Annotated in this window: 20 protein-coding genes; 11 read left to right on the plus strand and 9 right to left on the minus strand. The window is 67.9% G+C overall.

The genetic code is table 11. The features are described from left to right. Together fmt and def are read right to left on the minus strand one after the other, a co-directional pair. Positions 1-924, minus strand: a complete 924-nt coding sequence (gene fmt / locus ACZK4Z_RS20135) for a methionyl-tRNA formyltransferase (RefSeq protein WP_032128555.1) — start codon at positions 922-924, stop codon at positions 1-3. Between the two features lie 120 nt (positions 925-1044). After that, positions 1045-1557, minus strand: a complete 513-nt coding sequence (gene def / locus ACZK4Z_RS20140) for a peptide deformylase (protein ID WP_008267110.1) — start codon at positions 1555-1557, stop codon at positions 1045-1047. A gap of 126 nt (positions 1558-1683) precedes the next feature. Here def and ACZK4Z_RS20145 point away from each other — a divergent pair, with 126 nt between their 5' ends. The 9 genes from ACZK4Z_RS20145 to ACZK4Z_RS20185 all read left to right on the plus strand — a co-directional run bounded on the left by ACZK4Z_RS20145 (position 1684) and on the right by ACZK4Z_RS20185 (position 11293). Continuing rightward, positions 1684-2817: a LysM peptidoglycan-binding domain-containing protein gene (locus ACZK4Z_RS20145; protein ID WP_032128553.1), complete on the plus strand. Its 1134-nt coding sequence runs from the start codon at positions 1684-1686 to the stop codon at positions 2815-2817. A 130-nt stretch (positions 2818-2947) separates the two neighbouring features. Further along, positions 2948-4075 (plus strand): DNA-processing protein DprA, encoded by a 1128-nt coding sequence (gene dprA / locus ACZK4Z_RS20150; protein WP_125892190.1) that lies wholly within the window; start codon positions 2948-2950, stop codon positions 4073-4075. A gap of 43 nt (positions 4076-4118) precedes the next feature. Then, complete coding sequence (locus ACZK4Z_RS20155) at positions 4119-4592, plus strand: DUF494 family protein (protein WP_005411195.1); 474 nt, start codon at positions 4119-4121, stop codon at positions 4590-4592. Between the two features lie 39 nt (positions 4593-4631). Next, entirely contained in the window at positions 4632-5390 is a 759-nt protein-coding gene (locus ACZK4Z_RS20160; protein ID WP_049423390.1) for a pilin, read from the plus strand. Between the two features lie 49 nt (positions 5391-5439). Then, positions 5440-6372 carry an RDD family protein gene (locus ACZK4Z_RS20165; protein ID WP_049461963.1) on the plus strand — a complete coding sequence of 311 codons (933 nt, stop codon included), beginning with the start codon at positions 5440-5442 and terminating at the stop codon, positions 6370-6372. Positions 6373-6565: 193 nt separating this feature from the next. Then, positions 6566-9052, plus strand: a complete 2487-nt coding sequence (locus ACZK4Z_RS20170; RefSeq protein WP_478451019.1) for a DNA topoisomerase I — start codon at positions 6566-6568, stop codon at positions 9050-9052. A 147-nt stretch (positions 9053-9199) separates the two neighbouring features. Further along, on the plus strand, positions 9200-9790 hold the full coding sequence (gene tsaC / locus ACZK4Z_RS20175; RefSeq protein ID WP_019338925.1) for an L-threonylcarbamoyladenylate synthase type 1 TsaC: 591 nt from the start codon (positions 9200-9202) through the stop codon (positions 9788-9790). A 43-nt stretch (positions 9791-9833) separates the two neighbouring features. Continuing rightward, positions 9834-10511, plus strand: coding sequence for a DUF4124 domain-containing protein (locus tag ACZK4Z_RS20180; protein ID WP_478451020.1), 678 nt, complete (start codon positions 9834-9836; stop codon positions 10509-10511). A gap of 35 nt (positions 10512-10546) precedes the next feature. Continuing rightward, positions 10547-11293 carry a hypothetical protein gene (locus ACZK4Z_RS20185; protein WP_125892186.1) on the plus strand — a complete coding sequence of 249 codons (747 nt, stop codon included), beginning with the start codon at positions 10547-10549 and terminating at the stop codon, positions 11291-11293. A gap of 94 nt (positions 11294-11387) precedes the next feature. Here the strand turns inward: ACZK4Z_RS20185 and ACZK4Z_RS20190 are convergent, their stop codons facing one another. Next, complete coding sequence (locus tag ACZK4Z_RS20190; protein ID WP_010481164.1) at positions 11388-12164, minus strand: SDR family oxidoreductase; 777 nt, start codon at positions 12162-12164, stop codon at positions 11388-11390. 111 nt (positions 12165-12275) lie between these two features. Here ACZK4Z_RS20190 and ACZK4Z_RS20195 point away from each other — a divergent pair, with 111 nt between their 5' ends. After that, complete coding sequence (locus tag ACZK4Z_RS20195) at positions 12276-12488, plus strand: hypothetical protein (RefSeq protein WP_049400999.1); 213 nt, start codon at positions 12276-12278, stop codon at positions 12486-12488. A gap of 73 nt (positions 12489-12561) precedes the next feature. On the opposite strand, the gene sppA is transcribed toward ACZK4Z_RS20195, so the two are convergent. From sppA to ACZK4Z_RS20215, 4 genes are all read right to left on the minus strand, one after another. Beyond that, the gene (gene sppA, locus ACZK4Z_RS20200) at positions 12562-14484 is read right to left on the minus strand and encodes a signal peptide peptidase SppA (protein ID WP_049400998.1); all 1923 of its coding nucleotides are present in this window, start codon (positions 14482-14484) and stop codon (positions 12562-12564) included. A 116-nt stretch (positions 14485-14600) separates the two neighbouring features. Then, on the minus strand, positions 14601-15965 hold the full coding sequence (locus ACZK4Z_RS20205; RefSeq protein ID WP_346487248.1) for an MATE family efflux transporter: 1365 nt from the start codon (positions 15963-15965) through the stop codon (positions 14601-14603). A gap of 239 nt (positions 15966-16204) precedes the next feature. Further along, positions 16205-16783: a DUF3106 domain-containing protein gene (locus ACZK4Z_RS20210; RefSeq protein ID WP_049423404.1), complete on the minus strand. Its 579-nt coding sequence runs from the start codon at positions 16781-16783 to the stop codon at positions 16205-16207. Further along, positions 16776-17780, minus strand: a complete 1005-nt coding sequence (locus tag ACZK4Z_RS20215) for a hypothetical protein (protein WP_032129681.1) — start codon at positions 17778-17780, stop codon at positions 16776-16778. Before ACZK4Z_RS20215 ends, ACZK4Z_RS20210 begins: the two co-directional genes overlap by 8 nt. Before the next feature lie 412 nt (positions 17781-18192). Here ACZK4Z_RS20215 and ACZK4Z_RS20220 point away from each other — a divergent pair, with 412 nt between their 5' ends. After that, on the plus strand, positions 18193-20370 hold the full coding sequence (locus ACZK4Z_RS20220; protein ID WP_346487252.1) for a primosomal protein N': 2178 nt from the start codon (positions 18193-18195) through the stop codon (positions 20368-20370). Between the two features lie 80 nt (positions 20371-20450). Here the strand turns inward: ACZK4Z_RS20220 and ACZK4Z_RS20225 are convergent, their stop codons facing one another. Next, a complete protein-coding gene (locus ACZK4Z_RS20225; protein ID WP_032129683.1) occupies positions 20451-21071 on the minus strand; it encodes a glutathione S-transferase family protein in 621 nt (206 codons plus the stop codon). A gap of 144 nt (positions 21072-21215) precedes the next feature. Then, positions 21216-21995 (minus strand): NYN domain-containing protein, encoded by a 780-nt coding sequence (locus ACZK4Z_RS20230; RefSeq protein ID WP_010481148.1) that lies wholly within the window; start codon positions 21993-21995, stop codon positions 21216-21218. Positions 21996-22090 lie beyond the last annotated feature (95 nt).

Raw genomic sequence — 22090 nt, forward strand, 5'->3', positions numbered from 1 at the left:
TTATGCCCCCACGCGCAGATCGCGGCGGGCGTTGAGGTAGTCGGCCGCAGTAATCGCCTTGCCACCTTCCCGCTGCAGCACACGCAGGCGCAGTGCGCCCTGGCCACAGGCGATATCGATGCCATCGCGGCTGGCCGCCAGCACCGTGCCCGGCGCCTGGCCGTGGGCCTCATCCAGCGCCACCGCGCCATGGATGCGCACCCGCTCGCCAGCCAGCGTCGCCTCGGCGATCGGCCACGGATTGAAGGCGCGCACGGTGCGTGCCAGCGCCCCTGCATCCAGCGCCCAGTCCAGACGGGCCTCGGCCTTGTCCAGCTTGTGCGCATAGGTCACGCCCTGCTCCGGCTGCGGCCGCGCGATCGGCTTGATGCCGGCCCGCAGCAGGCCCAGGCCGTCGGACAGCACCTGCGCGCCCAGTTCCGCCAGCTTGTCATGCAGCTGGCCACCGGTATCGGTGGCCGCGATCGGCAGCTCCTGGTGCAGCAGCACCGGGCCGGTATCCAGGCCGGCCTCCATCTGCATCAGGCAGACGCCGGTCTTCGCATCGCCGGCCTGGATCGCGCGCTGGATCGGCGCGGCACCGCGCCAGCGCGGCAGCAGCGAGGCATGCACGTTCCAGCAGCCGTGGGTCGGAATGGCCAGCACCGCCTTGGGCAGGATCAGGCCATAGGCCACCACCACCATCAGGTCCGGCTGCAGGTCGCGCAGCTGCTGCTGGGCGGCTTCATCCTTCAGCGATTCGGGCTGGTAGACCGGAATGCCACGGGCCACGGCTTCAAGCTTGACCGGCGACGGCGCCAGGCCACGGCCACGGCCGGCCGGACGATCAGGCTGGGTGTAGACGGCCACGACCTCATGGTGGCGCGCAGCCGCGCGCAGCGACGACACCGCGAATTCCGGCGTACCGGCAAAGACAATCCTCATGGCTACCCCACTTGCAGGATGGATTCGTGCAGGAAAGAAAACGGCGCCGTCGGCCGGCGCCGTACAGCCCGCGCGCGTCGCGCAGGCACGGGCCACCCGATGGGCGGCCCGGATTGGCGATCACGCCACGTGCTTGCGCTGCTTGGCCAGCTTCTTGCGCACCATCTCGCGCTTGAGCGGCGACAGATAGTCGATGAACAGCTTGCCGTCCAGGTGATCCATCTCGTGCTGGATGCAGGTGGCCAGCACTTCGCCGGCTTCCAGCTGCTGTTCCTGGCCGTTGCGGTCCAGGTACTTCACGGTGATGGTATCGGCGCGGGTCACGTCGGCGAAGATGCCCGGAACCGACAGGCAGCCCTCCTGATACACCCGGCCTCCGTCCTTGGCGACGATTTCCGGGTTGATGAACACATGCGGTTCATTCTTTTCTTCGCTGACGTCGATGACCATGAAGCGCTTGTGCACGTCCACCTGGGTGGCGGCCAGGCCGATGCCCGGGGCGTCGTACATGGTCAGGAACATGTTGTCGATCAGTTCCTGGAAGGCCGGCGTGGTGACTTCGGCGGCTTCGATCAACGCAGCCTTGGTACGCAGGCGCGGATCGGGGAACTCGAGAATGGGGAGAAGGGCCATGGCTGTTTCCGGATAGGGGGCCGGCACGCCGGCATACGTCGCAGATTCTAGCTCCAACGCTTGCCTTGCGCCCCGGTTTCTGGACTATAGTGCGCGGACCTGTTGGGGAATCAGGGCTTCACACCTATGTTGCTTCGTTTTCGTACGGTCGTCGCCGCGGCGATGCTGACCGTGGCTGCCTATGCTACCGCCGTGGAAGTGAATGGCGGGCACCCGGACACCTATGTGGTCCGAAAAGGGGATACGTTGTGGGATATCGCCGCACGTTTCCTGCAGAAGCCGTGGCTGTGGCCGGAGATCTGGCAGGCCAATCCGCAGATCGCCAATCCGCACCTGATCTATCCCGGTGACGTGCTCAGCCTGGCCTATCTGGACCGGGTGACCGTCGCTGCCAAGCCCGGCCCGCGCCAGGAAGCCCCGATCGATGCCATTCCGCTGGCCCAGGTCGAGCCGTTCCTGAAGCAGCTGAGCGTGGTCGACAGCATCGAGCAGCTACCCTACGTGGCCGGCCTGGAAGAAGAACGCCTGCGCGTCACCAGCGGCAGTGCGGTCTACGTGCGCCTGGCCGACGCCCAGCTGGGCCAGCGCTGGGCCGTGGTCCGCCCGACCGTGCGCTACGCCCAGCCCAAGCCGACCGAGGACCTGACCGCCAACGGCGACGTCACCCCCGGCAGCGGCAACCTGTGGCGGGCCTACAACGCCCCCAACCACCGCCGCGGCATACTCGGCTATGAGCTGGCCCAGGTCGCCACCGGCACCATCACCCATGTCGCCGGCGGCAAGGTCGAGGCGTCCACCCTGGTGCTGGACAAGAACGAAGGCGGCCGCGAGGTGCGTGCCGGCGACCGCCTGGTCCCGGTCGAGGCCAAGCCGTACGACCTGCAGTTCGTCCCCCATGTCCCGGCCGCCGGTGTCGAGGGCGTCGATGTGCGCGTGCTGGCCGTCACCGACATGTTCACCGCCGCTGGCCCGCGCGATGTGATCGCGATTTCCGCAGGTCGCGCCCAGGGCGTGGACAACGGCACCGTGTTCTCGCTGTGGCGCCCGGGCCGCCACGTGGCGCACCGCATGAAGTACCCCACCTCGTCGCGCATGGACGATTCGCTCAGCACCGGCGCCGGCCGGGTTTCGCTGCCGGACGAATACGCCGCGCACGCCATGGTGTTCCGTACCTTCGACAACGTCAGCTACGCGCTGGTGATGCAGGGCGTGAAGCCGGTGCGCGTGGGGTTCAACGCACTGCACCCGGACGCGAAGTAACCAGTCCCGGGTTGCCCGGCCACTGCAGGTAGTGCCGGCCGCTGGCCGGCAGGCACCTCCGGCAAAACCTGACAGCCACATGCGAAGGCGCCCTAGGGCGCCTTTGTTGTATGCGCTCGATAGTGGGGAGATGACCAACCAAGCTGACGAGGCGCTGCTGCGCCTGTTGATGGCAGGCGGCGCGCTGGCGCCACGGCGGGCACTGCTGCAGGCCGCAGGCAGCGCGGAGATTGCGATCGCGCAGGGCGCCGCGAACTGGCGCGCGCACGGCTGCACGCCCGAGCAGTGCGCCGCGCTGGAATGCCCGGACACCCGGGCCTGGGCCGTGGCACGGCGCTGGCTGGAAGACGACAACCAGCACCTGCTGGCCTTCACCGATCCGGCATTCCCCCCGCCCCTGCTGGATGTCCCGAACCCACCCCTGGCGCTGTTCATCGCCGGCGACCCCAGCCTGGCCTGGCGCCCGTCGGTGGCGCTGGTCGGCAGCCGCTCGCCGACGCCGGGCGGACGCGCCCTGGCCGCCCGGTTTGCCGGCTGCTTCGTCGAAGCCGGGCTGGCGGTGACCAGCGGCCTGGCGGCAGGCATCGACGCGGCCGCCCACCAGGCCACGCTGGACGCCGGTGGCTGCACCGTGGCGGTGATCGGCACCGGCCCGGACCGGGCTTACCCGGACAGCCACGCCAGGCTGCAGGCCCGGATCGCCACCGAAGGCGCAGTGCTCAGCGAATACCTCCCGGGCACACCGGCACGCCCCGGTCACTTTCCAGCCCGCAACCGCCTGGTGGCCGGGCTGGCGCTGGCGACGGTGGTGGTCGAGGCCGCCCAGCGCTCCGGCGCATTGATCACCGCACGCCTGGCCGCCGAGGCCGGCCGCGAGGTCTGTGCCCTGCCCGGTTCGGTACTCAACCCACGCGCCGCGGGCTGCCACCGGTTGATCCGCGAGGGTGCCGCACTGGTCGAGCGCCCGGAGGAGGTCCTTGAACTGCTGGCGCCCGCCCTTCGCCAGCAGCTGCCGGGCTTGCAATCACGGCTCGCCACCCCCACTGAACAGGCACCGCCGGCACTCCTGCCGGCGCGCTGGGCCGACGACCCTGACTACCAGAGCTTGTGGCGGGCCCTGGACCACAACCCAAGCGGTATGGATTCACTGATCACGCGCTGTGGATTGACGGCGCCCCAGGTGTCCTCCATGCTGCTGGCCATGGAACTGGCGGGAATCGTGGTGTGCGTACACGGCCGCTACTGTCGAACTCCCTAGTTTCTTCACCTCCACAGCGTCGCGCGACGCAGGCCGAGGGGCAATGAAAGAGAGCATCCTGGACGTACTGCTGTACCTGTTTGAACACTATTTCAGCGAAGATGCGGACCTGATCCGTGACCGCGATTCGCTCCAGAACGGCCTGATCCAGGCCGGTTTCAGCCCAACCGAGATCAACAAGGCATTCGACTGGCTCGATGCCCTGGCCGCGCAGCGGCCGAGCGTGGCCCAGGCACGGGTCGATGGCCCCGTGCGCGTCTACCACGGCCCCGAGCTGGACAAGCTGGACGTGGAATGCCGTGGTTTCCTGCTGTACCTGGAACAGCACGGCATCCTCGACGCCGACCAGCGCGAGCTGGTGCTGGACCGGGCCATGGCCCTGGACCAGGACGAACTGGACCTGGACGACCTGAAGTGGGTCGTGCTGATGGTGCTGTTCAACCAGCCCGGCTCCGAGGCGGCGTACGCCTGGATGGAGACGCAGATGTTCATGGACGAGCCAGAACCCCTGCACTGACCGTACACTTGGGGGCATAGCGCATTCAGGAGCGTCCCCGTGAGCGAGTGGTTCCATGCAGAAGGCAACCGGCAGCAGGGTCCGCTGCCGGCGGAACAGTTGGTCGAGTTGTTCCGCAACAACCAGATCTCCCTGGACACCCTGGTCTGGCGCGACGGCCTGCCGCAATGGCAGCCGTTGCGCACCGTGGTCGACGAACTCGGCCTGATCGTGCCGGCGCTGGACGCTGCCGCACCGCCCGTGGAACCCGAGCCCGATCCGGAACCGGTGGCACCGCCTCCGCCGCAGCCGCCGGTACTGCCGCCGTCCACGCCCTACACCACCAGTGCATCGGCCACCGCCCTGCCAGCGCCGAAGAAGAAGCTGTCCGGCTGCGCCCTGACCGCCATCATCGGCGGCGGCCTGCTGCTGGTGCTGGTCCCGATCGTGGCCATCCTGGCCGCCATCGCGCTGCCCGCCTACAACGACTACACCGTGCGCGCCAAGGTCGCCGGCGCAGTGACCGCGCTGCAGCCGTTGAAGGACCAGGTGCAGCATTTCGCCGATGACGAAGGCCGTTGCCCCGGTGCCAACGACGCCGGCTTCCCGGCCCCGGGTGACTTCGCCCATGCAGGGCTGTCGGCGGTGAACATCGGTCGCTTCAACAATGGCCACTGCGGCATCGAAGCCACCCTGGCGCTGCCCGGCAAGAGCCTTGATGGCGACCTGCTGTGGCTGGAATACGATCGCGACAGCGGCCGCTGGGAATGCAGTGGCGAAAGCAACGACAAGTACCTGCCGCCGACGTGCCGCGGCTGAGCCACGCGCACGCCAGCACCTCCAAGGATGATTCAACAGGGAACATGCAATGACTGAGTGGTACTACGCCGAAGGACAGCAACGCCAGGGCCCGCTGCCGGTCCAGGAGATCCGCCAGCGCTTCCAGCGCGGCCAGCTGAACCTGGACACCCTGGTCTGGCGCGAAGGCATGGCGCAGTGGGCTGCGCTGCGCCAGGTGGTCGACGAACTGGGACTGCAGACACTGGCCGACGCCAGCACGGCCACCGGCAGTGGCGGCTTCGACCTGCGTGGCGACTATGCCGCGATCGACAACGGTACGGCGCCACTGCCTGGCACCGGCGCGCTCAGCAGTTCGCCCTACAGCGCCCCTGCGGCGCTCGGCGGCGGCGGCCATGCCCAGCCGGTGATGGGCGGCGAAGTGGTCTACGCGGGCTTCTGGAAGCGCGTGGCGGCCTACATGATCGACTACTTCGTGCTGGCCATCCCCGGCGGCATCATCGGCGCCATCCTCGGTGTGGCGCTTGGTGCCAGCATGGGTGCGGTGGGCAGCGGCGAATCGGCCATCGAAATCGTGGCCCAGCTGGCCAGTGCCCTGATCAACCTGGCCATCGGCATGGCGTACTACACCTGGTTCCATGCCTCGCAGGGCGGTGCCACGCTGGGCAAGATGGCGGTCGGCATCAAGGTCGTGCGCAGCAATGGCGAGCGCCTGACCAAGGCCCGCGCATTTGGTCGCTACTGGGCCGCGGTGCTCAGCACCTTCACCCTCGGCATCGGTTTCCTGATGGCCGCCTTCACCGAGCGCAAGCAGGGCCTGCACGACATGATCTGCGACACCCTGGTGGTCGACCGCTGGGCCTACACCGACCAGCCGCAGCTGCAGCGCCGGGAGCTGGGCACGGTGACCGTGCTGGTGCTCGTACTGACCGGCCTGCTGTCGCTGGTGGGCCTGGCGCTCATGGTGTTCGCGGTTGGCTTCATCGCCAAGATGGCCTCATGAACGGCCATCCTCACGCCTGGCTGCTTGACATGGGCTGGCCGGGCGTGATTCCTCTAATAAGGTGAAACCTGAACGCCCGGCACATTACCGGGCGTTCAGTTTATGGATTTGCCCGTGGCCGCTTCACTAATGCGGCCGTTTGCTCCACCCTAGCGGCCCCTCTCCCCCGGTCCGCCCACAGACCTTTCCTGACATGCCCAAGCACCTGCTCATCGTCGAATCGCCGGCCAAGGCCAAGACGATCAACAAATACCTCGGCAAGGACTACACGGTCCTGGCCTCGTATGGGCACGTGCGCGACCTGATCCCGAAGGAAGGCGCAGTCGACCCGGACAACGGGTTCGCCATGCACTACGACGTGATCGACAAGAACGAAAAGCATGTCGATGCGATCGCCAAGGCCGCCAAGGGCGCCGACGACATCCTGCTGGCGACCGACCCGGATCGCGAGGGTGAAGCGATCAGCTGGCACATCGCCGAGATCCTGAAGGAACGCGGGCTGGTCAAGGACAAGCCGATGCAGCGCGTGGTGTTCACCGAGATCACCCCGCGCGCCATCAAGGAAGCGATCAGCCAGCCGCGCGCGATCGCCAGCGACCTGGTCGACGCCCAGCAGGCGCGCCGCGCGCTGGATTACCTGGTCGGTTTCAACCTGTCGCCGGTGCTGTGGCGCAAGGTCCAGCGCGGCCTGTCCGCCGGCCGCGTGCAGAGCCCGGCGCTGCGCATGATCGTCGAGCGCGAGGAAGAGATCGAAGCCTTCATCGCCCGCGAATACTGGTCGATCGCCGCCGAGTGCGCGCACCCGTCGCAGCACTTCAACGCCAAGCTGATCAAGCTGGACGGGCAGAAGTTCGAACAGTTCACCATCACCGACGGCGACACCGCCGAGGCCGCCCGCCTGCGCATCCAGCAGGCCGCGCAGGGCTCGCTGCATGTCACCGATGTGGCCAGCAAGGAGCGCAAGCGCCGCCCGGCGCCGCCGTTCACCACCTCCACCCTGCAGCAGGAAGCCTCGCGCAAGCTCGGCTTCACCACCCGCAAGACCATGCAGGTGGCGCAGAAGCTGTATGAAGGCGTGGCGATCGGTGACGAAGGCACCGTCGGCCTGATCTCGTACATGCGTACCGACTCGGTGAACCTGTCGCAGGACGCGCTGGCCGAGATCCGCGACGTGATCGCCCGCGACTACGGCATCGCCTCGCTGCCGGACCAGCCGAACACCTACCAGACCAAGTCGAAGAACGCCCAGGAAGCGCACGAAGCGGTGCGCCCGACCTCGGCGCTGCGCACGCCTGCGCAGGTGGCGCGCTACCTGACCGATGACGAGCGCAAGCTGTACGAGCTGATCTGGAAGCGTGCGGTGGCCTGCCAGATGATTCCGGCCACCCTCAACACCGTCAGCGTCGATCTGTCCGCCGGCAGCGAACACGTGTTCCGTGCCAGCGGCACCACCGTGGTGGTGCCCGGCTTCCTGGCCGTGTACGAAGAAGGCAAGGACAACAAGAGCGCCGAGGACGAGGACGAAGGCCGCAAGCTGCCGGCGATGAAGCCCGGCGACCGCGTGCCGCTGGAACGCATCCAGGCCGAACAGCATTTCACCCAGCCGCCGCCGCGCTACACCGAAGCGGCGCTGGTGAAGGCGCTGGAAGAGTACGGCATCGGCCGTCCCTCGACCTACGCCTCGATCATCCAGACCCTGCTGTTCCGCAAGTACGTGGAAATGGAAGGCCGCAGCTTCCGCCCATCCGATGTGGGCCGCGCGGTGTCCAAGTTCCTGTCCAGCCACTTCACCCGGTACGTGGACTACGACTTCACCGCCAAGCTCGAGGACGAGCTCGACGCCGTCTCGCGCGGCGAGGAAGAGTGGATCCCGCTGATGGCCCGCTTCTGGGAGCCGTTCAAGGAGCTGGTGGAAGACAAGAAGGAATCGGTCGACCGCGCGGAGGCCAGTGGCGCGCGCGAGCTCGGCACCGACCCCAAGACCGGCAAGCCGGTCAGCGTGCGGCTGGGCCGCTTCGGGCCCTATGCCGCCATCGGCAGCACCGCCGAGGATGCCGAGGAGAAGCCGAAGTTCGCTTCGCTGCGCCCCGGCCAGTCGATGCACACCATTTCCCTGGAAGACGCGCTGGAGCTGTTCCTGATGCCGCGCGCACTGGGCGAGGACAACGGCGAGCCGGTCAGCGTCGGCATCGGCCGCTTCGGCCCGTTCGCCAAGCGCGGCAGCACCTATGCCTCGCTGAAGAAGGAGGACGACCCGTACACCATCGACCTGGCCCGCGCCGTGTTCCTGATCGAAGAGAAGGAAGAGATCGCGCGCAACCGGATCATCAAGGAGTTCGAGGGCAGCGACATCCAGGTGTTGAACGGCCGCTTCGGCCCGTACATCAGCGACGGCAGGATGAACGGCAAGATCCCCAAGGATCGCGAACCGGCGTCGCTGACCCTGGCTGAAGTGCAGCAGTTGATGGAAGAAACCGGCAAGCCGGTGCGCAAGGGCTTCGGTGCCAAGAAGGCCGCCGCGAAGAAAGCCCCGGCCAAGAAGGCGGCAGTGAAGAAGGAAGCGGCGCCGAAGAAGGCCGCTGCAAAGAAAGCGCCTGCCAAGAAGGCCGCGGCCAAGAAAGCAGTAAAGAAGGCCGCCGCGAAGAAGGCCCCGGCGAAGAAGGCCGCTGCAAAGAAGTAGATCCACGCCATGCGTGGATGAGGGTCAAGGTGTGCGGACCAACGGTCCGCACCCACCATCAGCAGTCAGTACCTACCGCTGATGCCGGCCAGCGGCCGGCACTACCGGGTGCCAGGGTCCACCCCTTCTGCACGCGGCAGGGGGATAATGAAGGCCCACGCCGGGCCGGTCGCCGCCATGAAAGAACTCACCCTGGACTCTGCTGTCGCCACGCTCCGCGCGGGCGGCGTGATCGCCTACCCGACCGAAGCGGTCTGGGGTCTGGGCTGTGATCCCTCGCACGAAGCTGCGGTGCACATGGTGCTGCGGCTGAAGCAGCGCCCGATCGAGAAAGGCATGATCCTGGTCGCGGCCGAACTGGCGCAGCTGGAAGGCTGGGTGCGGCTGCAGGCGCTGCCCGACGCCCGCCAGCGCGCGGTGCTGGCCAGCTGGCCCGGTGCCAACACCTGGATCCTGCCTGCCGGCCCGCGCGCGCAGCCCTGGGTCACCGGCGAACACAGCGGTATCGCGGTGCGCATCAGCGCGCACCCGCTGGTGGCCGAACTCTGCCGCGCCTGGGGCGGCCCGCTGGTCTCCACCAGCGCCAACCTGGCCGGCGAACCACCGGCACGCAGCCGCGAAGAACTGGACCCGCGCCTGCTGCGCCTGCTCGACGGCATCCTCGATGGGCAGACCGGCGGCCTGGCCCAGCCCACCCCGATCCGCGACGCGCTCAGCGGCAACGTGCTGCGCTCCTGAGCCGGCGATTGCGCTGCTGCGGACAATCACGCACCCTGCCGCCATGACCCTGCTACGCGCCACCTTGAGCCTGTGCCTGCTGCTGCCGTGGACGGCACCCGCGGCCGAGGACGTGCGTGTCTACCGCTGCGTTGCCAGCAACGGTGCCGTCGCCCTGCAGGACAGGCCGTGCAACAGCGGCCGCCAGCAGGTGCGCGACCTGCAGCGCCCGCGCGATCCCGCTCCACGGGTGGTGCGCAGTGATGCCACGCCTCCGCCGCCCAGCGAAACCCCGGTCATCCGCGAGCGCGAAGTCCGCCACGTCTACATCCAGCCGCCGCAGCCGATGTACGAGTGCGTGAGCGAGGACGGACGGCGCTATACCAGCGACAACAACGAAGGCAATCCGCGCTGGGTGCCGATGTGGACCAGTGTCTGGCTGCCGCACGGCCATCGTGGTCCAGCCTATCCCGGACCACGCCCGGCCATCGGCACGCCGATCGGCGAAGGCACGGGTTATCGCCGCCCCTCGATCGGCATGGACGTGCAGGTGCCGGCCGGCAGCGTGCTGGTCCGCGACAGCTGCCATGCGTTGCCACCACAGGAAGTCTGCGCACGGCTGAGTGACCGCCGCTGGGAGCTGGATCGCCGTTACAACAGCGCGCTGCAGAGTGAACGCACCGCCATCAGCAACGAACAGCGCGGTATCGATGCGCGCCTGTCGCGCGATTGCGAACGCTGAGCGCAGCACGCCGTCGCAGCCTGTACGCTGTGCGCATGAACCGAGTGATCTGGCTGCTCCTGGTCCTGCTGCCCGGAAGCGCGTTGGCCGAAGAGGGCGTGATCTACCGCTGTACCTCCAGCAGCAGTGACGTCCCTACCCTGCAGCGCACGCCGTGCGCCACCGGCAGCAAGCAGCAGGTGCTGCGCATCCCCGACCCGGCCAACTCGCAGCCGGCCGCCGCTGCGCCTGTAGCCGCCGAACCTGCATCCGCGCCCGTTGAAACACCCGCGCCGGTGCCGTCCGGACCGGCCGTTGCCCCTGCGGCCCCAGCAAAACCACGACGCGCGGACGAAGGACGCACGATCATGGAAGCAGGCATGGTCGAACACGCAGGAGACGACCAGATCCTCGACAGCGCGACGCTGCGCCGCGATGCCGAGGCCCGCGCCGCCGCAGGTGACGGTCCACCGAAGCCGCCGCTTCCTCCGATCTTCCAGTGCACCGACAGCCAGGGCGGCGGCTACCTGTACGAGTACGAAGCCGCGCCCGGCCGCTGCGAGCTGATGACGGTACAGGGCCTTGGCGGAGTGACGCCGGTGAATGCCGCCAGCTGTGAAGTGGTGCGCGACCACTGCGAAGCGCTTCCCGAAGCGCAGCGCTGCGGTGGTTGGCAGCAGCGCTTCCGCGATGCCCGCGGCCGTGAGCGCTTCGCCGCGCCGGAGAACCGCGATACCGCGCGCGGTGAACGCGAGCGGCTGCAGGGTGTGCTGGAGGCCAGCAACTGCCCGGTACCGGGGTAACGGCCACCCGGTAGTGCCGGCCGCTGGCCGGCAACCACAGGATCTTCAGATGGTTGCAGTTGCCGGCCAGCGGCCGGCACTACCTGCTGAAAGATCAGAACCCGTAGCGCAGGAAACCGCCGTCCACCGCGATGCACTCGCCGGTCACATAGCTGGCCGCAGGCAGGCACAGGAAGCCCACGGCTGCGGCCACTTCCTCCGGTTCACCAATGCGGCGCATTGGCGTGCGGTTGATCACTTCCTCGTAGTAGTCCGGGTCCGCCAACGGACCGGACGTGCGCCGCGTGCGGATGTACCACGGCGCCACCGCGTTGACCCGGATGCCATCCTCGGCCCACTCGACGGCCAGGTTGCGGGTCATCTGATGCATCGCCGCCTTGGTCATGCCGTAGACCACGCCGCTGCGCACATGGGTCAGGCCGGACACGCTGCCAACGTTGACGATGGATGACGACGCGTGGCGTGCCAGCAACGGATGTGCATAGCGCGACAGCTCGAAGGCCGAGAACAGGTTGGTCTCGAAGATCTTCCGCCATTCGTCCTCGGAATACTCCGTGGCCGCCTTGGTGACATTGCCGCCGGCGTTGTTGACCAGGATGTGCAGGCCATCACTATGATCCTCCACCCAGTCCAGGATCTGGCGGCGGTCCTCGTCGTCGGAGACATCGGCGGCCAGCGCATGCACCTGCATCTGCGGATACACGTCCAGCAGTTCGTCGCGCGCGGTCTCCAGCATGTCGATATCACGGCCGACGATCATCAGATCGGCGCCGAAGCCAGCCAGTTCATGCGCGATGGCCAGGCCGATGCCGGCGCTGGCGCCGGTGATCAGGGCGGTCTGGCCGTCCAGGCGCCACCGTTGCTGGGTCATGTGTTCTCCCGGGCCGCGCCCGCTGTGTTTCGATGCAGCAAGGATACGCGCTCACGGCCGCCCCCTGCCGAGGATGCGACACTGCCCGCACGCCCATCACGGAGTGCCGCCATGCGCATCCTGATCCTGTCCACGTCCCTGCTCGCCACCGCGCTGCTGGCGGGCTGCCAGCGCCCACCGGCGCCGAACCCGGAAAAGCCACCGGTGCCCCGGGCGATGTCGCGCGCAATCAACGAACCGCTGGACCGCGCCAAGGGCGTGCAGAAGACCGTGGACGATGCCGCCGCGCGTGAGCGCAAGGCGGAAGCCGACGCGACGCAGTAACCCCGCAGACGAAAACGCCCGGCCAAGGCCGGGCGTTTCCAGTAGATCCACGCCGTGCGTGGATGGCTTCCGATCAGAACCCGCAGAAGCAGTACGCCAGCGCCTTCACCGGCGTGCCGTTGCCCTTCTCGCGGGCCGCGTTCTCGACAAAGCGCAGCTGCGTATCCACTTCGGGCATCGTGCGCGCCAGCACCATCCGCGCCATGCCCGAGTCGGACAGCATCCAGGCACCTGCACGGCTGCCGGCGAAACCGCTGACGAACTGCGCAAACGGCGTTGCCGCCTTCTCGATGTAACGCACGCGGTAGGCATCAGCCTTGCCCAGCTTGGCGCGGCTGGCGGCATCGGCCACCGCATCCTTCAGGCCACCGAAGGCATCGACCAGGCCACGTTCCTTGGCCTGCGCACCGCTCCACACGCGTCCACGGGCCACTTCGTCGACGGCCTCGACCGGCTTCTTGCGGGCGTCGGCGACGCGGCCGGTGAAGTCGGCGTAACCCTTGTTGATCACCGACTGGATGACCTGGCCCACGGCCGGATCCATCGGGCGGGTGACATCGAACGCACCGGCGAAACGGGTGGTGCCGACACCGTCGGTGTGCACGCCGATCTTGTCCAGCGCGCGGCTGAAGTTCGGCACCATGCCGAAGATGCCGATCGAACCGGTGATGGTCGACGGATCGGCATAGATGCGATCGGCATTCATGCTGATCCAGTAGCCACCGGAGGCGGCCAGGTCGCCCATCGACACCACCACCGGCTTGCCAGCGGCCTGCAGGGCCACCACTTCGCGGCGGATCTGCTCGGAGGCGAACACTTCACCACCCGGCGAATCCACGCGCAGCACCACGGCCTTCACGTTCTCGTCGTCACGCGCGGCACGCAGCAGCGCCGAGGTCGATTCGCCACCGATGCGGCCGGCCGGCAGGTCGCCACCGCTGATCTCGCCGGCGGCCACCACCACCGCCACCTGCGGACGGCTGTCGACCGGGTTGCGGCGCGCATCGAGCTGGCCCAGGTAGGAGCCGAAGTCGATGTTGCGGAAACCACCGTCGGCATCGTCGTCAGCCACGCCGCGCTCGATCATCAGATCCTCGAATTCCTCGCGGGTCTTCAGCGACGTCACCAGCTTCTGCTGCAGGGCGAACTTGGCCAGGTCACCACCGGCGGCGGCGATGCCTTCCGGCAGCGTGTCGATGCCGGCGGCCAGCTGTGCTGGATCCAGGCGGCGGGCCTTGGCGATGTCGCCCAGGTAGCGCTGCCACACGTCGTTCATCCAGAACAGGTCGGCTTCCTTGGAGGCCGGCGAAGCGGCGTCGAGCACGTAGGGTTCGGCGGCGGACTTGTACTCGCCCACCTTGAACAGGTGCACGTCCACGCCCAGCTTGTCCTGCAGGCCAGTGCGGAAGTACTGGCGGTAGCGGCCCAGGCCCTCGAGCACCACCGACCCCATCGGGTCCAGGTAGACCTCGTCGGCCTGTGCGGCCAGCAGGTACTGCGACTGGCCCATGCTCTCGCTGTAGGCCACCAGCTGCTTGCCGGACGCACGCAGGTCCTGCAGTGCCGCGGCCACTTCACGCAGCGAAGCGAAGCCCGACGGCTGCAGCTTGTCCAGCTCCAGCACCACGCGCTCGATCTTCTTGTCTTCCTTGGCCGACTCGATCACCCGCAGCAGGTCGCGCAGCTGGATCTCTTCGGCACCGTTGTCGCCCACCGCTTTGGCCAGTGCGCGGCTGACCGGGTCAGCGCTGAACTGCTCGACCAGGCGGCCTTCCGGCGCGATCACCAGGGTAGTGCGGTCCTGCAGCGATTTGCTGGCACCGGCGCCCATGCCGGCGGCGATGACGAACATCACCAGCAGCAGGAACAGCAGGCCGAAGAACACCAGGTTGAGGATCAACCGGCGGGTGAAGTTCATGACGTCCCACAGCCCGATGAAGAAACTGGCGACGGGGTTGCGACGCGCCGGGGGCAGCGGGGGCACGGGTTGATTCATGGAACGCTCCGGATGGCTTCTTGCCGTGGTGCCAGCATAGCCGGTGCCGTGTGATGCGGCATCGGACACAAGTCAGGGGATCGCCCGCCACGGGTCATCGCGGCGGGCGGGGCGGATCAGGACAGTGCCGACTGGCCGATGCGCAGGCTGCTGCGACGCAGGCGCCAGCCCATCAGGATGGCGGCGGCGGTCAGGCCGACGATCAGGCCGATCCACATGCCCTGCGGGCCCATGCCCAGCCCCAGGCCGAGCCCGGCGCCGAGCGGCATGCCCAGGCCCCAGTACGCGAACATGGCGATGAACATCGGCACGCGGGTGTCCTTCAGCCCGCGCAGCGCGCCGGCCGACAGCACCTGGATGCCATCCGGGAACTGGAAGGTGGCCGCGTACAGCAGCAGGGTGGAGGCCAGGCCGGCCACCGCCAGGTCGTTGGTGTAGACACCGACGATGGCATCGTGGCCGAACAGCAGCACCGCCGCCGACAGGGTCTGCGTGCCCATGATGATCGCGTAGCCGGCCCAGGCCGCGCGCTGCACGCCGAAGCCATCGCCACGGCCGACCGCATGGCCGACGCGCACGGTGGTGGCCTCGGCCACGCCCATCGGGATCATGAAGCACAGCTGGGCGACGTTGATCGCGATCTGGTGCGCGGCCGCTTCATTGGCACCAAGGCGGCCGATCAGCAGCGCGGTGACGATGAACAGGCCGCCCTCCATCAGCACGGTGATGCCGATCGGCAGGCCGGTGCGCAGCAGGTCCCAGATCGCCTTCCAGCGCGGTCCTTCGAAGTGCGAGAACAGCTGCAGGTGGGCAAAGCGCTTGGTGAACCACAGGTAGGTGGCGAAGGCGATCGCCTGCAGCCACATCATCACCGCCGAGGCGATGCCCAGGCCCTCGGCGCCCATTTCCGGGAAGCCGAGCTTGCCGTTGGCCAGCACGTAGCCCATCGGTGCCAGCACCAGCAGGCCACCGAAGCCGAGCAGCATGGTCGGCAGCGTCCAGTGCATGCCCTCGCTGAGATAGCGCATGCAGAAGTACAGGGTCAGCGCAGGTCCGCCCCAGCGCACCGCGTGCAGGAACGCGGTGGCCCCCGGCACGATGTCCGGTGCGATGCCGAACGCAGGCAGCAGCGGCGGCACCACGGTGAGGAAGGTGAACATGATCAGGCCCAGGCCCAGCGCCAGCCACAGTGCCTGGCGGAACAGCGGGCCGATCTCGCGCTCGCGGCCAGCGCCATGCAGCTGCGACACCGAGGCGGTGAGTGAGATCAGGGTGCCGATCGGGATCAGCATCGGCAGCCACAGCAGGGCGGTGCCGATGGTCACCGCGGCCAGGGTCGCCGTGGCGTGGTGGCCGGCAATGACATTGTCGACGAAGGAGATCAGACCGGTGGACACATGCCCGAGCACAAGCGGCAGGGCGAGCAGACCGGTAGCGCCGACTTCCTTGCTGAAGCGCGGCGTGGAGGTTGCAGTAGACATAAGGTGCTTGACGCGAACTACGGTTGCGCGCGAAGGGCACAGGCACCGGGTTGCGGGCCGCCATCTTACGCGTGCAGCGCGCGCATTCCCATGACATGGCGTGAATGCTGGGTTCCGGCAGGCCCCGGCATCACGCGTTGCGATCAAGTTACGAACAGAAAAAGGGGACGGAGGGGATTAAGTCGTTTCAAGCCCGACTGTGCCGAATACGACTTAATCCCCTCCGTCCCCTTTTCTTTCTACTGCCCGGCCTGGCGCTTGAGCCAGGTATCGCGCTCGGCCGGCGGCACCGCGAGGAACGCGCCGCGGACCTTGTCGCGCTCCTGCGGTGGCGTGCGCTGTGCCACCAGGGTCAGTTGGGCCAGCTGCGCCGGGCTGAGCTGGCGCAGCACGGCCAGCGCGGCCTCGCGCTGTTCCGGCGGCACGAAGCCGAACAGGCCGTGCAGCTTGGGGAACTCCAGGCCCAGCTGCGGGCCCAGCCGCCAGCCTTCGCGGAAGGCCTGGTCCTGCGCCTGGAACTGCTGCCGCAGGCGCTGCTGCTGGTCGGCCGGCAACGCATTGAATCGCGCAGCGGCCTGACGGATCCGCTCACGCTCGCCCTCCGGCAATGCCCGCCATGCGGCGTAGTCGGCGCGGCGCTGGCGCTGCTGCTGGGCATCGAGCTGGGCGAACGCAGCGGGCGTCGTACCTGTGGTGGCCGGGGCCGCCGGTGAACTGCCCGGCACTGGCGGCGGCAGCGGCACGTTCAAGGTCTGCGGCGCGGCGGACAGCGACAACGGCAGGGCCAGCAGCAGGCTGGCGAATACGGTCTTATTCATCGGCAGCAGCGGTTTCCAGCGTGGCGCTGGCCGGCTCCGGCCGGCTCGGCTTGGATTGCGACTCGTCCACCGGCAGCGGGCCGCCCGCGGCGGTCCATGCATACAGATCGGCATCGGCCACCAGCGGATAGTCGCGGTCGGCCAGCATCGTGGCGTCGTCCGTCGCCTGCGCAGGGGTCGCGTCCGGCGTGGCATTGACCTTGCTCGGCGGCAGTGCTTCCACCGTGACGGGACCCGCCTCACCAACCACGCCTTCCGGCAGCGGTGCGTCGCTGCCGAACGAATGTCCCTGCCAATGGCGCCAGCCCAGCGCGGCGGCCAGCAGTACCACCACGGTTATCAGCAGGATCAACGGACCGCGCCAGCGCGGCTTGGCATTGGCGCGGCGGCGCTTGCCAGTGGCTGCAGCCCGCTCGTCGCGCTGCGGGGTGCGCCAGCTGGAGGTCGGCGCTTCACTGCTGTTCGTCGGTGCGGCCGGCTGTTGCAGCTGCTGCAGGCGTTTGACGGGCAGATCGCGGATGCGCAGCTGCACCTGTTCGGCCAGCTGGCGCCAGGCCGAGGCGTCGGGCTGGCCGTGCGCGTCACGCGGGCAGGCATCGGCCAGCAGCTGCTGGTAGCCGGCTTCGTCCTGGTCGAGCACGCGCGTGGCGATACCTTCATCCAGGCTGCCGCCCACCCGCAGCAACAGCGCCAGGCGCGGCAACGGTCCCATCTGGCCCAAGGCGGCAAGCGGCGGCTCCCACTGGCCGCCCACCGGCTCACGCAGCGCCTGGCGCTGGCCCAGCAGGGTCCAGAAGCGGGTTGGCCACTGCGCCATCGGCAGGTCACTGGCGACCGCCGCAAACGCGCGCATCACCGCCACCAGTGTCTGTTCGGCCCGGGCAGCATCGCCGCACTGCAGTTCAGCCACCACCAGGGCGCGGCGTTCAACACCTCGCAGGAACGCCGACAGCGCACCGGCCGCGGTCGAGGAAACAGGGGCGGGCACAGCCGTCATCGATCACTCCAAAGGTCTGCCCGCATGATAGCGGCAGGCCATCGGCGCCCGTAGGACTTGCGCCCACAGGCACTTCGTGCTGCAGGTTGTGCACAGCACCACGCTGCCTGCGCAGGAAACTGTGGCATCCAGCTGAATTCACTCTGTTTCAGCATTGTTTCACACTTAAGTAATTGATTTTGATGGATTTTAAAGTATGGCGATTTTTTGACCAACCGGAGCGTGAGGCCGTCGCCATCGGCCTCCTGCGCGCCCGCCGACCGGTAACGCACAGCGTTATCCACAGAACATGTGGATAAGACTGAATCTCCAATGGACACCGATATTTAGGTGACATTTATGATTCAACGGGCGCCGTCCCGCCGCCGCCCACCCCGCCATTCGCGCGCGCATGGCCCGGTACACTGGCCCGATGCTTTCACCGATTCCGACCCTGCAGGTCGCCCTGCCCGTCCCCCTGCCCCGCCTGTTCGACTACCTGTCGCCGGAGGGCGTGGCCCCCACGGTTGCGGTCGGCTGCCGCCTGAAGGTGCCGTTCGGCAACCGTGAGCTGGTCGGTGTGGTGGTGGGACACGGCCAGACCGACGACGGCCAGGGACTCCGCCAGGCGTTGGCCTGGTGCGACCCGCAGCCGCTGCTGCAGGGTGAGCTGTGGCAGAGCCTGCAGTGGCTGGCGCGCTACACCCACGCGCCGTTGGGCGAAGTACTCAGCACCGCCCTGCCCGGCCCGCTGCGCCACGGCGAGGCCCTGCCCGACACCCATCACTGGGGCTGGCAACTGACACCCGAAGGCCATGCCCAGCGCGGGAAGCTGCGCGCCGGCAGCCGCCCGCGGCAGCTGGCCGAACTGCTGGCCGAGGCCGTGGTGGATGAAGACGTACTGGGCGAACGCATGGAGGACTGGCGCACCGCCGCACGCAGTCTGTCCAAGCGTGCACTGGCCGAGCGCGTGGCGATGACGGTGGCACCGCAGCATGCGCAGCCGTTGCCCGGGCCCACGCTCAACCCGGACCAGACCGAGGCCGTGACTGCGATCAACGCCGCCGACGGCTTCCAGCCTTTCCTGCTGGATGGCGTGACCGGCAGCGGCAAGACCGAGGTCTACCTGCAGGCGATCATCCATTGCCTGGCACAGGGCAGGCAGGCGCTGGTGCTGGTGCCGGAAATCGGCCTGACTCCGCAGACCCTGGCACGCTTCCGCGGCCGCCTCGGCATCGCCGTGCATGCGCTGCATTCGGGCTTGAACGATAACGAGCGCGCTCGCGTCTGGGCAGCCGCCTCACGTGGTGAAGCACGCGTCATTGTCGGCACCCGCTCGGCAGTGTTCACGCCGCTGCCGCAGGCCGGTCTGCTGATCATCGACGAGGAACATGACGGCAGCTACAAGCAGCAGGACGGCATCCGCTACCACGCGCGCGATTTCGCCCTGGTGCGGGCCAAGGCCTTGGGCATCCCGGTGCTGCTGGGCAGTGCCACGCCCTCGCTGGAAACCCTGCAAAACGCCTACGCTGGGCGCTACACCCACCTGCGCCTGAAGCAGCGTGCCGGCGATGCACGGCCACCGCGCGTGCGCATCCTCGATGTGCGCAAACGGCCGCTGCATGACGGTCTGTCGGCCGACGTACTGGCCGGCATCGGCGAGCATCTGCAGCGGGGCCAGCAGGTGCTGGTGTTCAAGAACCGCCGTGGCTATGCGCCGGTGCTGCTCTGCCACGACTGCGGCTGGACCGCACCGTGCAACCGCTGCGATGCACCGATGACCGTGCATGGTGGCGGCCGCCGGCTGCAGTGCCACCACTGCGGTGCGCGGCAACCGGCGCCGCTGGCATGCCCGGCCTGCGGCAGCCTGGCGCTGCAGCCACAGGGCATCGGTACCGAACGCCTGGAAGAGCACCTCACCGCCGCCTTCGCCGATTTTCCGGTGGTGCGCATCGACCGCGGCACCACCTCACGACGCGACGCACTGGAACAGCAGCTGGCGAAACTGGGTGACCAGCCCGGCATCCTGGTCGGCACGCAGATCCTGGCCAAGGGCCACGACCTGCCGAAGCTGACACTGGTGGTGGTGGTGGGCATCGACGAAGGTTTGTTCTCCGCGGACTTCCGCGCCAGTGAAAAACTGGCACAGCAGCTGATCCAGGTCGCTGGCCGCGCCGGCCGTGCACGTGATCCTGGTGAGGTCTGGCTGCAGACTCATCACCCCGGGCATCCGCTGCTGGAAACCCTGGTGAGCGGTGGCTACCACCCGTTCGCGCAGGCCGAGTTGAACCAGCGCCAGGCCGCCGGATTCCCGCCGTTCGCGCATCTGGCACTGATGCGCGCCGAGGCACAGCAGGTCGAGCATGCCAATGCGTTCCTGCTGGCGGCGCGGCAGTTGCTGGGCGAACAGAACGTGGTCGAGGCCTATGGGCCGATGCCGGCGCCGATGCCGCGGCGTGCCGGTTACCAGCGCACGCAGCTGTTGCTGTCCGCGCTTCAGCGGCCACCGCTGCATGGCGTGCTGGCCCAGCTGGTGCCGCAGCTGTATGCGCTGCCGGAGGCACGCAAGGTGCGCTGGTCGCTGGATGTGGATCCGACGGATCTGTATTGAGGCAGACGAACGCTAGCGCCGGGCCATGCCCGGCGGTCCTCCGCATACCACGCTCGCCGGGCATGGCCCGGCGCTACCCCTCAGGTCAGCGGCGACATCACGCCGCGCTGGTAGGCCGGGCGTTCGCGCAGGCGGGCGTACCAGTCGGCCAGGTGCGGCAGTTCCGGGCGCTGGATGGGCAATTCGAACCAGGCATAGATCAGCGAGCCCAGCGGGATGTCACCCATCGCGAACGTCTCGCCCGACAGCCACGGCTGTCTGGCCAACGTGGCATCGGCCATCGCCAGGTAGTCACCGGCACGCACGATGGCGGCATTGATGCGCGCTTCGTCGCGGTCGGCCGGGGCGGTGCGCATGATGCCCCAGATCAGGTCGGTGTACAGCGGCGCCATGCGCGAGGTGCTCCAGTCCATCCACTTCTCGGCTTGGGCGCGTTCCATCGGGTCTTCGGCGTACAGCGTGCCCAGCGCGTAGCGCGCACTCAGATAGCGCACGATGGCATTCGATTCCCACAGCGGCAGGCCATGGTCTTCGATCACCGGCACCAGGCTGTTGGGATTCATCGCCAGGTACTCCGGCGTCTGCGTGCCGCCATGGCTGCCACCAACCTCGATGGATTCGTACGGCAGGCCGATTTCCTCGGCGCACCACAGCACCTTGCGGACGTTGCTGGAATTGCGGCGGCCCCAGATCTTCAACATGCGGGTTTTTCCTTGCTGGCAATGCGAGCGGCAACGATACGCCTGATCGGAGTGGAGATGTGCGTGCCGGATGCGGGATCTGGCATCTGGGGCTTGCCGGCCAGCGGCCGGCACTACCGGTTCTTTTCCGGCCAGCGGCCGGCACTACCGGTTTTTCTTCGGCAGCGCGCGCACGTAGGAGGACTTGCCGTCCTTCTTCAGCTCGAACAGCCCGATCGCTGCCAGCAGGTCACTGAGCTTGCCGTAACCGTAGTTGCGCGGATCGAACGAGGCCTGGTTGCCGATCTGGCTGCCGACCGGGCCAAGGTGCGACCAGCCATCCTCGCCCTCGGCCGAGGACACCGCACGGCGCAGCATCTTCACCAGCCGCGTATCGCTGCGCATTTCCGCACCGCTCTTGCGTGGCCGGGCATCGTCGTTGGCAACAGGCTCGTTCGATGCCTGTTCGCTGGACGCCTGTTCGGTATCCGGCACGCTGGCATGGGTCTGGCCCAGCGCTTCCAGATAGGTGAACTTCGAGCACGCGTTGACGAACGGCTCCGGGGTTTTCTTCTCGCCGAAGCCATAGACCTTCACACCGTCGGTCAGCAGGCGCATCACCATCGGGGTGAAATCGGCATCGCTGGACACGATGGCGAAGCCATCGAGATTGCGCGCGTACAGCAGGTCCATGGCATCGATCACCATCGCCATGTCCGAGGCATTCTTGCCCTTGCTGTAGGCGAACTGCTGGATCGGGCGGATCGCATATTCGTGCAGCACGGCCTCCCAACCCTTCAACCGCGGGCTCTTCCAGTTGCCATAGGCGCGGCGCACGTTGGCCACACCGTAGCGGGCGACTTCGGCCAGGACCTCGTCGATCTTCGAGGCCGGCGCATTGTCGGCGTCGATCAACAGGGCGATGCGCTTTTCCGGTTCGCTCATGGGCTCCTCACGGGCGGTTGCCTGAACCCGAGTATCGCCGATCCATGCGGGCGCTGACGTGACAGGGCGCCATCGTGCGAAGATGCCAGGCGCTT

The sequence above is a fragment of the Stenotrophomonas sp. 71799_Sma genome, assembly GCF_056482505.1.